The following is a 12196-nucleotide window of genomic DNA, read 5'->3' on the forward strand; positions in this document are numbered from 1 at the left end:
AGGTTTACTCCGGCAGGCCCGCGTAGGAGTGCAGCCCCGGGAAGTAGACGTTGACCACGGCGTAGTTGAAGATGATGCAGCCGTAGCCGATGATCGAGAGCCAGGCGGCGCGGTTGCCGGTCCAGCCGCGAGTGGCGCGGGCGTGGAGGTAGCCGGCGTAGACCGTCCAGATCACGAAGGTCCAGACCTCCTTGACGTCCCAGCCCCAGTACCGACCCCAGGCTTCTTCGGCCCAGATCGCACCGGTGATCAGCGGCCCGAGGGTCCAGAAGACGAAGCCCACGGCGTTCATCCGGTAGGCCCAGTTCTCCAGGGAGGTCGCCGAGGGCACCAGCCGCAGGAACTGCCAGCCGCTGCGCCGGGTGGTCTCCCCCGCAGCCTGGGAGAGCTCGCGCCGGTGCTGGATCAGCTGCAGCACGTTCATCGCGAAGGTCAGCGTGAACAGCGAGATCGCCAGCACGGCGAGCGAGACGTGGATCGCGATCCAGGGGCTCTGCAGGGCAGGCTGGACGTGGGCCACCGGGGTGGGGAACCCCATGGTGGCGGCGGCCATCATGGTGACCACGAGGCCGAGCGCGAAGGTGCCCAGGAAGCGGACGTCCTTGCGGGTGAGCACCAGCAGGTAGACCGCGGCGACGACCAGCGCGCCGGTGGCGAGGAACTCATACATGTTCGCCCAGGGCACCCGGTTCGCGGCGATCCCGCGGGCTGCCACGGCGAAGGCGTGCGCGGCGACGCCGAGCACTGCCAGCGCCACGGCGACGTTGGCGAAGGGCCGGGAAGTGCCCAGGTAGGCCATCTCCTCGTCGACCAGCTCCTCAGCGGGGGCGGCGGCCGGCCGGCCGGGGTCGCTGTCCGCGGCGGCCGAGCCGCCGGAGACGGCTCCCGCCCCGACCAGCTCTCGTTCGGCGGCGTTCTCCGCCGCCAGCTCAGCCTCCACCCTGCGGATGGTCGCCGAGCTGCGGATCATGTCGACCGCGAAGAGCATGAAGGCGCCGGTGTAGATGAACCCGGCGATGAGCATGAACAGTTCGCTGTACTGGACCAGCTCCATATTGATGGATGGCATCAGGATTCCTTCTCTGGGGCGCGCACCGGCCACTTCTTCTCGAACTGGGCACGCAGGGCAATGTTCTCATCTCGCAGCCGGAAGTCCTCGCCGCGGGACAGCAGGCCGTAGCGCACCAGGGTGCGTCCGGCCGGTGTGGTCTCCACGGTGACCCAGGCGCGACGACGGCGCAGGAAGAGCGAGAGCACCAGACCACCGAGTGCGGTCAGCGCGAAGATCAGCACTCCCTGCTGCGCAGGGTTGTAGTGGATGTCGATGGCGATGTAGTCCTTGACCCCGTCGAAGCTGATCGAGCCCATGTCTTCGGGCAGGTCGTAGGTCTCGCCCGGGGAGAGCACGATGCCGCCGGCGTCGAGCTCTCGGGAGTTCAGCGTCTCGAGGGATTCGGTGTCGAGCACATAGACGTTCTGGGCGAGCCCGTCGTCGAGGCCGAGGTCGCCGTAGTAGGAGTTCAGCTGCAGCTCCGGGTTGCCCAGCTCGGGGTCCACCGACACGGCCAGGCCGTCGCCGGCATCCTGGGAGGTGGGCAGGAACAGGCCCACGAAGCCGAGCTGCTCCGGTGAGGCGTCGGGCGCCTTGATCACCGCCATAGAGGTGTAGACCTCGTCCTCCGGGCGGGTGACCACCGGACCGGAGAAGGCGACCTCGCCGTCGCCGTCGCGCACCGTGACCTCCGGGGCGTAGCCGTTGCCGACCAGGAAGACGCGCGCGCCGTCCATGGTCAGCGGCTGGTTGACCTTCAGCTCCTCGGTCTGCGGCTCCCCGTCGGCGCCGAGTCGGGTGGTGACGTCAGCGGTGAAGTCCAGGGCCTGGCCGAAGTGGGTGGTCGACTCCCGGTCGAAGACCCGCTCGAAGGCGTCGAGGCTCACCGAGAAGGGCTGCATCTGGTCCTCGCTGAAGTACGCCCCGGGGTAGAAGTTGTCATAGGCGACCAGCGCGTTGACGAAGCTCTCGTCCTCGACCAGGATCTTCTGTCCGCGGTAGCTGAACATCGAGCCCAGCGCCACGCAGATCAGCACACCGACCAGGGAGACGTGGAAGAGCAGGTTGCCGGTCTCCTTGAGGTAGCCGCGTTCGGCTCCCACGGAGGTCTCCCGGACCTCCACCCGGTAGCGCCGGGCCTTCAGGATCGCCGCGGCGTCGTGAAGCGCCGTCTCGGCGCCGGGCCCGTCCTGAGCATCGCCGGCGGCTTCGGACTGCAGCTCCAGCGCGCCGGATTCAGGCAGCCGCTCGAGCCGGCGCGGGGTGCGCGGCGGGGCAGAGGTGATCTGCTGCCAGTGCTTCTTCGCGCGCGGCAGGATGCAGCCGATCAGCGAGATGAAGAGCAGCAGGTAGATCGCGGAGAACCAGATGGAGGAGTAGACGTCGAAGAACTGCAGGAAGTCCAGCACCTCGCCGACCCCAGGGTTGTCCTCGATCCAGGTGTTCACCGCGAAGGAGTCCTGGACGCGCTGCGGGAAGATCGATCCGGGCACGGCGGCCACGGCCAGCAGAAGCAGCAGCATCAGCGCGGTGCGCATGGAGGTCAGCTGGGTCCAGGCCCAGCGCAGCATGCCCTTGACGCCCAGCGCCGGGGCGGTGACCTCGGGCTTGCCGCCGGCGCTGCGCGGGTCGTTCTCGGCGGCCTCGGGTGCGTCGCGGTGCCCGGCCGGCATATAGGTGTTCTCGCGTTTTTCGGCCATCAGATGGGCAGCCTCACTTCATTGGCGAACCAGTCCTGCAGAGCATAGACCCAGATGTTCCAGACCCCGGAGAGCATCAGCAGTCCGACGACGATCAGCACGGCACCGCCGAAGCGCATCACGGCGACCTTGTGTCGCGTGAAGAACGCCAAGGTGGTCATCCCGCGCTTGAGTCCCAGGCTGATCAGGATGAACGGGATGCCCAGTCCCAGGCAGTAGATGAACATCAAAAAGACCCCGCGGCCCGGATCTCCGCCCATCGGAGTGGCCAGGGCGAGCACCGCGGCCAGCGTCGGGCCGATGCACGGCGCCCAGCCGATGCCGAAGGTCGCGCCCAGCAGCGGCGCACCGAGCAGGCCGTCGGGCGGACGGCGCTCGATCTTGCGCTCGCGCTGGAAGAAGGTGAAGGCGCCCATGAAGACCAGGCCCATGACGACGACGACGGCGCCCAGCACCTGCGTCAGCCAGCCTCCCTCCACCCGGAGCCAGACCATGGCCTGGGTGAAGACCACGCCGATGAGCACGAAGACCACGGAGAATCCCAGCACGAAGAGCGAGGCGCCGAGGACCATCCGGGAGCGGCGCCGCTCATGCAGCTCCACGCCGGAGAGTCCGGTGACGTAGCCCAGGTAGCCGGGCACCAGCGGAAGCACGCACGGCGAGAGGAAGGAGACCAGTCCGGCGAGCAGCGCCACCGGGGCAGAGATCAGCAGCGAGCCGTCGAAGACGATCTCGGCGAAGCGGTTGTCGGCAACGCCTGCCAGCGGCGCCGCAAGGAGGAGTGTGTCCATCACCGCTGAGCTGGCTCCACCGCGGCAGCGCCGAGGCCGGAGGCCGAAGCGGCGTCGTCGTCCTCGTCCAGAGCGGTGTCGATCAGGGCGCGCAGGGTGCTGGGCTCGGCGATGCCCAGGATCCGTGCGGAGACGCGGCCCTGCTTGTCCAGCACCAGAGTGGTGGGCACGGCGGAGGGCGGGACGTAGTCGGTCATGGCGAGCATCACCTCACCGCTGCGGTCCTCCATGGAGGGGTATTCGATCCCGAAGGTGCGTTCGAAGGCCTCGGCGGTGGGCTGGGTGTCGCGGGTGTTGACCCCGTAGAACTGCACGCCCTCCCCCTCGAACTCCGCGTGGAGATCGGCCAGGTCGGGGGCCTCGACACGGCAGGGGGCGCAGGCGGCGTACCAGAAGTTGATCACGGTGACCTCGCCCTCCCAGCGCTCGGGACCCACCGCGGAGCCGTCGAAGAGCGTGGATTCGAACTGCACGGGCTCGCCGCGGTCCTCGGCGGCCAGCTCCTGGACCGATCCGTCGCCGGCGACGTAGTTGGTGCCGTCGTTCTGCGCGCGCTGGCTCAGCTCATCGTTGGCGGAGCTGCACCCGGCCAGCGCCAGGGCAGAGGCCAGGCCCACCGCTGCCAGGGCGCGGAGGCGGGATGTCCGGGAGGTTCGCTTGTCGAAGACGGTCATGCGCTGCGGTGTCCAGATCTGAAGAGGGAGTCAGGGTCAGCCGAGCACCAATTCTACAGTCCGTAGAAGTGCTGCCGGAGCCAGAAGTCACATGGGGATGCCGGAGCAACATATCGGTCCCGGATGGGTCCCAGGAACCTGCACTCGCGCGAGCGTGGAACAGGCATGGAACAGCGGGCTGACCCGGCGCCGGGTCAGGCGCGGTCAGGCGCCGGGGAGGTTCGTGGCGTCCTTGAGGAGCTCCTGGTTGGGCTCGGCGTAGCTCACCGATTCCACTCCCTCGGGTCCGATGTGCAGGGAGGTCACCGAGGTCAGTGAGCAGGCGCGGTCACGGGGGTCGTGGAAGAGCGGGCGGCCTTCGGCCCAGAGCCGGGTCACCCAGATCGGCAGCTGATGGGAGACGACGACGACTTCCGCGCCGTCGCCGTGGGTCGCGAGCGCCTCGTCGGAGAGGTCCTTCACCGCGGCCAGCACCCGAGCGACCTGGGACTTGTACGGCTCACCCCAGGAGGGGCGCAGCGGGTTGATCAGCAGCGGCCACCAGCGGGGGTTCTTCAGCTGCTGCTTCACATCGGAGAGGCCCTCGAAGGCATTCTCGGCCTCGAGCACTCGATTCTCCACGGTGACCGGCAGTCCCAGGCGTGCGGAGATCGGAGCCACCGTCTCCTGCGCGCGCTGCAGCGGGGAGGCGGCCAGCATGTGCACAGGTCGGCCGGCCTCGGTGCGTTCCTGGAAGTAGTCGGCGATGCCGACGGCCATCTGTTGGCCCAGCTCGGAGAGTCCGAATCCGGGCAGCCGACCGTAGAGCACCCGCTGCGGATTGTGGACCTCGCCGTGGCGCACCAGGTGCACGGTGGAGCCTGCCCGCGGCGCGTTGAGTCGATCCGTGATGTCCCGAGGTTTCATGGAGCACAGTCTTGCAGAGATCGGCGCGGCCGCCCCACTCTTGAAGCGCAGGCAGGTGGGGCGCGAACCTGCACGCCGATACAGTAGTGCTGAGATCGGACCGTGGCCGCGCCGCGGGTCTTGGAGGCGCCTCCCGTGCCGAGAGGCCCCGGGCGCAGAGGAGGGACAGATGAGCAGCACACCTGAAGAGAACCGCACCCCGGAGCAGCCCCGCTGGGGGCAGCGCCGGCCCGAGGGCTCAACCCCAAATCAGCAGCCCGGCCAGGGAGCGCCACAGGACCAGCCCTCGGGCTACGGCCGGTCAGCCGGCTACGGCGAGTCTGCGGGCTATGGACAGCCTCCGAGTACCGGCCAGCACTCCGGCTCCCATCAGTCCTACGGCTCAGGTCAGGGTGACGGCCAGCAGCCGGGCCAGGTCCAGCACGGTGGCGGCCAGGTCGGCTATGGGGCGCCACAGGGCCAGCTGCAGCCCGGCTACGGGCAGCCCGGTTACGGGCAGGGCAGCTATGGGCAGGGCGGCTATGGACCGGGAGCGGCCCCGGCCCAGAAGCCGAAGCGACCGATGACGTTGATCCTGGCCATGGTGCTGATGCTGCTCGCGGGCGCCGCGGCGCTCACGCTGAGCATTCTGAGCTTCAGCAGCTTCGCCTCCGTCGACCCCCAGGACGTCGATCCGTTCTGGACCGAGGTGGCAGCGGAGTCCCAGGCCCAGCAGCCCCCCGGCGCGGAGGAGCTCTCGGTCCAGGAGCTGATGCTGGGACTCGGGGTCCTGGTGCTGCTGGGCGGGATCATCCTGGCGTCGCTCTACGCGATGTTCGCTTTCGTGGGCACCATGACCGGCAATGTAGGGCGGATCCTGGCCACCATCTTCCTCGCCGGCAGCGTGTTCATGATCTTCTTCGGCGCCGAGAACCTCATCGTGACCGGGCTGAGCCTCGCCGCGATCGTGGCGCTCTGGCTGCCCGCCAGCAACACCTATGTGCGCGATCGCAAGGCCTGGAAGGAGTTCGCACGAACCGGGAACCCCTACGGCAGCGCTGCCTCCCAAGGTCCGGGGCAGCCGGGCCCGCAGAATCCGCAGGGCTGGGCGCCGCAGCAGCAGAACCCCTACCAGCAGGGCCCGCATCAGCAGGGTCCATACCAACAGGGTCAATCCGGCCATGCGGGGCAGACCGGTCCGGGGCAGCAGAATCCGTCCCAGCGGGACAACCCCTATGGGGGATCTAGCCCACGGTGATCGCACCGGAGCTGATGCCTGCGAGCGTGTTCACCAGCAGGCGACGCTCCTCGATCTTGATCCGCTCGTGCAGCGAGTCCTGATCGTCGTCCTCGCGGACGCGCACGGCCTCCTGGGCGAGGATCGGACCGGTGTCCACCCCGGCGTCGACCTGATGCACGGTGCAGCCGCTGATCTTGACCCCGTGGGCCAGGGCGTCGCGCACCGCATGTGCGCCGGGGAAGCTCGGCAGCAGCGCCGGGTGCGTGTTGATGATCGCCGCACCCACCTGCTCGAGGAACTCTACGCCCAAGATCCGCATGAACCCGCTGGAGACCACCAGGTCAGGGGCGTGGGCGCGCACCGCGTCGGCCAGTGCGACGTTCCACGCCGACCGGTCCCCGCCCTTGACCAGGGGCACCGCGAAGGTCGGGATCCCCGCCGCGGTCGCCCGGGCGATCCCGCCGCAGTCGGGGACGTCGGAGCCCACCGCGGCGAGCTCTAGGTCCAGCTCACCGCCCTGCACAGCATCGATGACGGCTTGGAGATTCGTCCCCGAACCGGAGACCAGGACCACTGTTCGCATGACCGCCAGCCTACTGCGGGTTCTGCGGCTGAGCAGTCCCGGCTCCAGGAGGCGCCCCGATAGGGTGGTGGACCATGAGCATGACATCACCAGGCCGCAGCCGCGCCACTGACCTCGATGAGAAGACGTTCCGCTTCTACGGCCGCTTCACCGGGTGGCTCGTGCTGGCGCTGCTGCTGAGCTATCTGGGCCTGCAGCTGCCGCTGCCCTGGAGGCTGCTCGCGGTGGTGGCGGGTCTTCTCGGCGTCGTCGGCGGGGTGATCCTGCTGGTCCAGTGCTTCCGCAAGAAGCTCCCGGTGATGATGCACATCAGCGCGATCGCGGCGCTGCTGTGCTGCGGTATCTTCACCTTCACCGCCACCTCGCAGGTGATCTTCTGGCAGGCCACGGTCGACTTCGAAGAATGTCGCGCCAGTGCGCTCACCGAGCGGTCGATGGACCGGTGCCTGCTCGACTACGAGGACGGCATGATGAGCTCGATCCCCGGTCTCGGACGCTGAGGCTGGATCCGCTCAGCCCGTGGTGCGACGGCGCAGCCGCTGCGCCGCCAGCGAGACGCTGTAGCCCAGGATCGCACCGAGGGCGACCCAGGCGCCGAGCATCCCGGCGCTGAGCAGCGCGTTCGGACCGACGTCGGTCATCCGCCCGACCCCCAGTGAGATGTGCGAGAGCCACAGCGGCCCCAGCGCCAGCAGCGCGGCGACCAGACCGGTGAAGACCCCCAGCGACAAGGTGGAGAGGCCTGCGGCCAGGGGACGCCAGGAGATCCGCAGTGTGAACCAGTCGTCCAGGTGGTTCTCCCCCTCCCGCATGAGCCACCAGCCGGCCACCACGCCGGCAAGCACCGGCAGGGCCAGCACGAGGAGCGCAAAGGGATGGGCCTGATCCGGCAGCGCCGCCAGCACCGGCACAGCAGGAACGGCGCCCAGCTCGGTGCCCAGCGGGGAGACCACCGTGCCGGAGCCGAGCGCGAAGCCGGACCCGGTGGAGTAGGCCAGTGCCCACAGGATGAGGTTCGGAACCAGTCCCAGGTGCAGCACGGTCAATCCCAGGACACCGATGATCCCCGGGTTCAGCTGCTCATAGACGTTGGCGATCTCCATCCACTGCGCGCCCAGCTGACCGGCCAGCAGCAACGAGGCCAGTCCGCAGGCGGCCACGAAGCCGACCATCCCGGCCCGGGCCACGGCCCAGGCGTAGGACCCTGCCCAGCGCAGCCGCTGGGAGAGATCGTCGATCCGCGCCTCGAGGTCCGTGCCGATCATCCGAGCCGCGCTGCGCGCCTCGGCGTAGCAGCCGACGAGGGATGCGAGGCTCATCAGCACGGCCGCGCAGACCGCAGCCAGCCAGGGCATCACCTGGAAGGCCTCGGCCTGAGCCACCCGCGCGATTCCGGCCGCGCCGGCCGCGTAGCCCAGGACCATGGGAAGCAGTCCCTGCCAGAGCTGATCGGAATAGGAGCCGCGGGCGATCCGACTGCCGGCGCGCCAGCCCAGCCACAGCGGGATCAGCGTCAGACCCAGCGGCACGAGGTGGAACCAGCCGCCGCCGGGCACGTCGAGGGCGCCGCCCAGAGCACCGGGGTCAAGGGGGACCACCAGTTCCACCGGGGTCCCGTGCAGCACCAACCACACCTGCGCCGCCAGGGAGAGCACGGAGTCCAGGTCGAACGCGGAGACGCCCCCCGCGAGGCTCATCGCGAGCACCGGGATCCCCACCAGCAGCATGGTGATCAGCAGGATCTGCGCCGCCTCGATCAGGCCGATGAGCCACAGCGGAGGGGCGGGCAGGCGGAATCGGCGGCGGGTGCGCTCGGGGGCGCCGGCGGCTGCACGCGCGGCGGCGCTGGGTTCGGTGTCGGTGGTGGCCATCGGTCCTATCGTGCCAGCAGGTGCTGGTCTTCAGCTGGAGCAACAGGCCTCAGCCGAACATCATCCGCAGACCTGTTATCAGGGCCATGATCGAGCCGATGAACGCGAGGATCAGCACCAGCCGACGGACCAGCGTCTCGTCGATGCGGCGCTGCAGCCACTCCCCGATCACGATCCCGAGCACGATCGCGACCACCGAGCCGGTCCAGGCCCACCAGGGCAGACCGGGGAGGGCGCCGTCGTCGAAGGACCACTTGATCCCGAAGGAGCCCAGTGAGAGCAGGATCCAGATCGGCTGCAAAGTGGCGATCATGGACATGACCGGCCAGCGCGAGACCACTGCATAGATCGTCACCGCGGGGCCGCCGACCCCGGCGATGACCGTGCCGGCCCCTGATCCGATCCCTGCGATCACCCGGGTGGTGGCGCCGTCGGCCTCGAAGGTGATCCGGGTCAACAGCATCGAGGTGATCAGTCCGATGATCACCAGCCCCGCGACCACCACGTAGAGCGGCCCGGGGGACGAGTTCACCGAGATCCACGCCGCGGCGGGCATCACCGCAAGCGCCGGCAGGCCCAACCAGAGCACCTTGCGCCACTCGATGTCGTTCCAGATGCGCGGGAGCACCAGCATCGGCGCGAAGATGCTCAGGAAGTTCACCAACATCACGCCCTCGTGCGCGCCGATGAGCACGACCAGGAAGGGTGCCATCACCATGCCGAAGCCGAGCCCCACCAGACGCTGGATGACGGAGGCGAGCAGGACCAGGCCGACCACGGCGAGAGGGATCAGGAACTCCACCTGGTCACCTTATCCGCTGGTGCAGGAAACGTTTGAGCAGCGTTCACAGTGCGGTCACGACGACGACGGCCTGCGCTGGCCCGGCCTGCCTAGCCTGAGAGCGTGAGAGTTGTCGTGGTGACCGAATCATTCCTGCCCCACATGAACGGCGTGACGAACTCCGTGCTTCATGTACTCGCCCACCTCCGTCGCCGCGGCGATGACGTCACCGTCATCGCCCCCGCCGACACCATGTTCGACCCCGGCCAGCGGGTCGATCCGTCCAGTCCCGGCGGGGAGCTCTGTGAGGGCTTCCCGGTCATCCGGGTTCCCTCGCTGCCGCTGCCGGACTATCCGAAGGTTCGGGTGGCTGCGGGCTTCGTGACCCCGATCCGTCACCTGCTCGAGCTGATCCGCCCCGATGTGGTCCACGTGGCCTCACCCTTCGTGCTGGGCTGGCGGGCGATCCAGGCGGCGGCCGCGCTGGGGCTGCCCACCGTGTCGATCTACCAGACCGAGGTGCCCACCTACGCGGCGCGCTACCGGATTCCCTGGGCCACGGAGCTGCTCTGGCAGCACGTGGATCGGATGCACACCGCGTCCACGCTCACCCTGGTGCCGTCCTCCTTCTGCCGGGAGCAGCTCACCCGGCGCGGCATCAAGCGGCTCAAGACCTGGCGCCGGGGCGTGGACACCACGCGATTCACCCCCGCACGGCGCAGCCAGGAGCTGCGCGCCCAGATCCGTGACAGCGCGGCCGGCGGCCCCGGCCGCGGGGATCCCGAGGAGCTGCTGATCGGCTTCGTCGGGCGGCTGGCCTCGGAGAAGCAGATCGAAGACCTCGCCGTGCTCGACGCTCTGCCCGGCACGCGGCTGGTGATCATCGGCTCCGGCCCGCAGGAGGATGCGCTGCGCCGCCGGCTGCCCCGCTCGCACTTCGCCGGATTCCAGTCAGGCGATGACCTCGGCACCCATGTCGCGAGCCTGGATGTCTTCGTCCACCCCGGGGAGGCCGAGACGTTCTGCCAGACCATCCAGGAAGCCATGGCCGCGGCGGTGCCGGTGGTCGCGGTGGGTCGGGGCGGTCCGCTGGACCTCGTCGACGTCGGCCGCACCGGCTGGCTCTACCGGCCGGGGGACCTGCAGGGGCTGCGCTCCGCGGTGGAGCACCTCATCGGCGACGACGCGGCCCGCCGCGACTTCGGGCGGCGCGCGCACGAGAGCGTGCAGGGCCGGACCTGGGAGGCGCTGTCCAACGAGCTGATCGGGCACTATGCCCGCGCAGTGGAGGTCAACCGCCGGGTCCGCACCATGCACACCCGGCCGCGCCGCTCCGAGACCTGGACCGCAGAGGCGACCTCGAACCACTGACGGCCGACCGGCTGGCCCCGGCCGGCCGGTCTCGGTCCAAGCCGACACCCAGTCCAGGCCGACACTCGGTCCCGGCCGAGGCCCTAGAGCAGCCCGTGCTGGGAGAGCTTCGCGGCGATGTCCTTGCCGTCGGGACCGTAGATCCAGGGGATCCGGCGATCCCCGGCGAGCTGGACCGCGTCGGTTGGCTCGGCCGGATCGCCGTAGTTGAGCAGGTCGTTGCCCACCGGATCCTCCGCGCGACCACCGGCGAGCATCGCCTCGGAGTAGGTCAGCTCACGGATGATCACTGCGGTGACGTGTTCGGGGTGGCGGCGGACGAAGTCGGCGTAGATGCTCGGGTCGTGCTGGCCGTCGTCGCCGATCAAGACCCAGGACATCTCCGGGAAGTCCTGGGCCAGGCGTTCCAGCTGCCGGACCTTGTGCTCGCGTCCGGACCGGAACCAGCGGTCCGCTGTGGGGCCCCAGTCGGTGAGCAGCAGCGGTCCCTGGGGATAGAGGTTGCGGGTCAGGAACCGGGTCAGCGTCTGCGCCACATTCCAGGCGCCGGTGGAGATGTAGATGACCGGCGAGCCGGGGAAGCTGACCATCAGCCGCTCCATCATCACCGCCATGCCGGGGGTCGGGGTGCGGGCGTGCTCGTCGAGCACGAAGGAGTTGTAGGCCGCCAGCAGCGGCCGCGGCAGCGTGGTGACCACCACGGTGTCATCGATGTCGCAGACCACACCGGTCACGGTGGAATCATCGATGATGTGCACCTCGGCGGTGGTGGGCTCGCTGCCCGGGGCGTGCAGGGTGACCTGCTGCCAGCCGGGCTCCAGGTCGGTCTCGACCACCGCGTCCACGATCCCGCCGCGATCAGCGACCACCTCGAACTGGCGGCCGGCGATCTCCACCGTGATCTCCGCGAAGGGCACCGGCGCGGAGATGAAGTTGCGCCAGCCGCGGACGCCGTCGGCGATGACCTTGGCCACCCGGAGGCCGTTCTCGAAGTCGGAGTCCGGGGCCATCACCACCCGGGAGAACACCCGCACCCAGCGCCGGCAGCCGTAGCCGGTCATCGAGAGCATCGTGACGTTGAGCCCGCGTCGCCGCGCCAGCCCCAGACGGAACTGGTGCCAGCCGTCCTCGGTCTTCATCACCCGATTCCGGGTGCGGTCGCTGTAGTGGGACCGCACGGCGGCGTTGTCCTGAATAACCTCAGTGGGCTCTGGGTTCGTCATCGGCTCGATCATACCGGCTTGTGCGC

Annotated in this window: 12 protein-coding genes; 3 read left to right on the top strand and 9 right to left on the bottom strand. The window is 69.2% G+C overall.

Going from position 1 to position 12196, the window contains the following annotated elements; all coding sequences use genetic code 11:
- Positions 1-4: 4 nt before the first annotated feature.
- The 5 genes from ccsB to ACHAA4_RS08385 form a co-directional block, all read right to left on the bottom strand.
- Entirely contained in the window at positions 5-1069 is a 1065-nt protein-coding gene (gene ccsB / locus ACHAA4_RS08365; RefSeq protein ID WP_435773712.1) for a c-type cytochrome biogenesis protein CcsB, read from the bottom strand.
- Positions 1069-2751: a cytochrome c biogenesis protein ResB gene (resB, locus tag ACHAA4_RS08370; RefSeq protein ID WP_435773713.1), complete on the bottom strand. Its 1683-nt coding sequence runs from the start codon at positions 2749-2751 to the stop codon at positions 1069-1071. The genes ccsB and resB overlap by 1 nt, the downstream gene beginning before the upstream one ends.
- On the bottom strand, positions 2751-3542 hold the full coding sequence (locus tag ACHAA4_RS08375; protein WP_435773714.1) for a cytochrome c biogenesis CcdA family protein: 792 nt from the start codon (positions 3540-3542) through the stop codon (positions 2751-2753). Before ACHAA4_RS08375 ends, resB begins: the two co-directional genes overlap by 1 nt.
- Positions 3542-4216, bottom strand: coding sequence for a TlpA family protein disulfide reductase (locus tag ACHAA4_RS08380; RefSeq protein WP_435773715.1), 675 nt, complete (start codon positions 4214-4216; stop codon positions 3542-3544). The genes ACHAA4_RS08375 and ACHAA4_RS08380 overlap by 1 nt, the downstream gene beginning before the upstream one ends.
- Before the next feature lie 204 nt (positions 4217-4420).
- Positions 4421-5122 (bottom strand): histidine phosphatase family protein, encoded by a 702-nt coding sequence (locus ACHAA4_RS08385; RefSeq protein WP_435773716.1) that lies wholly within the window; start codon positions 5120-5122, stop codon positions 4421-4423.
- Positions 5123-5291: 169 nt separating this feature from the next.
- Between ACHAA4_RS08385 and ACHAA4_RS08390 the strand changes: the two genes are divergently transcribed.
- A complete protein-coding gene (locus tag ACHAA4_RS08390; RefSeq protein WP_435773717.1) occupies positions 5292-6359 on the top strand; it encodes a hypothetical protein in 1068 nt (355 codons plus the stop codon).
- Here ACHAA4_RS08390 and purN read toward each other — a convergent pair.
- On the bottom strand, positions 6346-6924 hold the full coding sequence (gene purN / locus ACHAA4_RS08395) for a phosphoribosylglycinamide formyltransferase (RefSeq protein WP_435773718.1): 579 nt from the start codon (positions 6922-6924) through the stop codon (positions 6346-6348). The two genes, ACHAA4_RS08390 and purN, sit on opposite strands and share 14 nt — an antisense overlap.
- Before the next feature lie 74 nt (positions 6925-6998).
- Between purN and ACHAA4_RS08400 the strand changes: the two genes are divergently transcribed.
- The gene (locus tag ACHAA4_RS08400; protein WP_435773719.1) at positions 6999-7424 is read left to right on the top strand and encodes a hypothetical protein; all 426 of its coding nucleotides are present in this window, start codon (positions 6999-7001) and stop codon (positions 7422-7424) included.
- 12 nt (positions 7425-7436) lie between these two features.
- Here ACHAA4_RS08400 and ACHAA4_RS08405 read toward each other — a convergent pair whose 3' ends face one another.
- Both ACHAA4_RS08405 and ACHAA4_RS08410 read right to left on the bottom strand, forming a co-directional pair.
- Entirely contained in the window at positions 7437-8795 is a 1359-nt protein-coding gene (locus ACHAA4_RS08405; protein WP_435773720.1) for a cell division protein PerM, read from the bottom strand.
- A 49-nt stretch (positions 8796-8844) separates the two neighbouring features.
- Positions 8845-9597 carry a TSUP family transporter gene (locus ACHAA4_RS08410; protein WP_435773721.1) on the bottom strand — a complete coding sequence of 251 codons (753 nt, stop codon included), beginning with the start codon at positions 9595-9597 and terminating at the stop codon, positions 8845-8847.
- 117 nt (positions 9598-9714) lie between these two features.
- Here ACHAA4_RS08410 and ACHAA4_RS08415 point away from each other — a divergent pair, with 117 nt between their 5' ends.
- Positions 9715-10947 (top strand): glycosyltransferase family 4 protein, encoded by a 1233-nt coding sequence (locus ACHAA4_RS08415; RefSeq protein ID WP_435773722.1) that lies wholly within the window; start codon positions 9715-9717, stop codon positions 10945-10947.
- A gap of 83 nt (positions 10948-11030) precedes the next feature.
- On the opposite strand, the gene ACHAA4_RS08420 is transcribed toward ACHAA4_RS08415, so the two are convergent.
- Positions 11031-12170 (bottom strand): App1 family protein phosphatidate phosphatase, encoded by a 1140-nt coding sequence (locus ACHAA4_RS08420; protein ID WP_435773723.1) that lies wholly within the window; start codon positions 12168-12170, stop codon positions 11031-11033.
- Between the last annotated feature and the right edge of the window lie 26 nt (positions 12171-12196).

Origin of the sequence: Nesterenkonia maliinae (genome assembly GCF_051262655.1) — a bacterium.
Classification (GTDB): domain Bacteria; phylum Actinomycetota; class Actinomycetes; order Actinomycetales; family Micrococcaceae; genus Nesterenkonia.

What these genes read in the sequence shown, in the direction of transcription:
- ccsB (WP_435773712.1), bottom strand. Translation starts at nt 1,069, where the DNA reads ATGCCATCCATCAATATGGAGCTGGTCCAGTACAGCGAACTGTTCATG.
- ACHAA4_RS08390 (WP_435773717.1), top strand. Translation starts at nt 5,292, where the DNA reads ATGAGCAGCACACCTGAAGAGAACCGCACCCCGGAGCAGCCCCGCTGG.
- ACHAA4_RS08400 (WP_435773719.1), top strand. Translation starts at nt 6,999, where the DNA reads ATGAGCATGACATCACCAGGCCGCAGCCGCGCCACTGACCTCGATGAG.
- ACHAA4_RS08420 (WP_435773723.1), bottom strand. Translation starts at nt 12,170, where the DNA reads ATGACGAACCCAGAGCCCACTGAGGTTATTCAGGACAACGCCGCCGTG.
- ACHAA4_RS08375 (WP_435773714.1), bottom strand. Translation starts at nt 3,542, where the DNA reads ATGGACACACTCCTCCTTGCGGCGCCGCTGGCAGGCGTTGCCGACAAC.
- purN (WP_435773718.1), bottom strand. Translation starts at nt 6,924, where the DNA reads ATGCGAACAGTGGTCCTGGTCTCCGGTTCGGGGACGAATCTCCAAGCC.
- ACHAA4_RS08380 (WP_435773715.1), bottom strand. Translation starts at nt 4,216, where the DNA reads ATGACCGTCTTCGACAAGCGAACCTCCCGGACATCCCGCCTCCGCGCC.
- ACHAA4_RS08385 (WP_435773716.1), bottom strand. Translation starts at nt 5,122, where the DNA reads ATGAAACCTCGGGACATCACGGATCGACTCAACGCGCCGCGGGCAGGC.
- resB (WP_435773713.1), bottom strand. Translation starts at nt 2,751, where the DNA reads ATGGCCGAAAAACGCGAGAACACCTATATGCCGGCCGGGCACCGCGAC.
- ACHAA4_RS08405 (WP_435773720.1), bottom strand. Translation starts at nt 8,795, where the DNA reads ATGGCCACCACCGACACCGAACCCAGCGCCGCCGCGCGTGCAGCCGCC.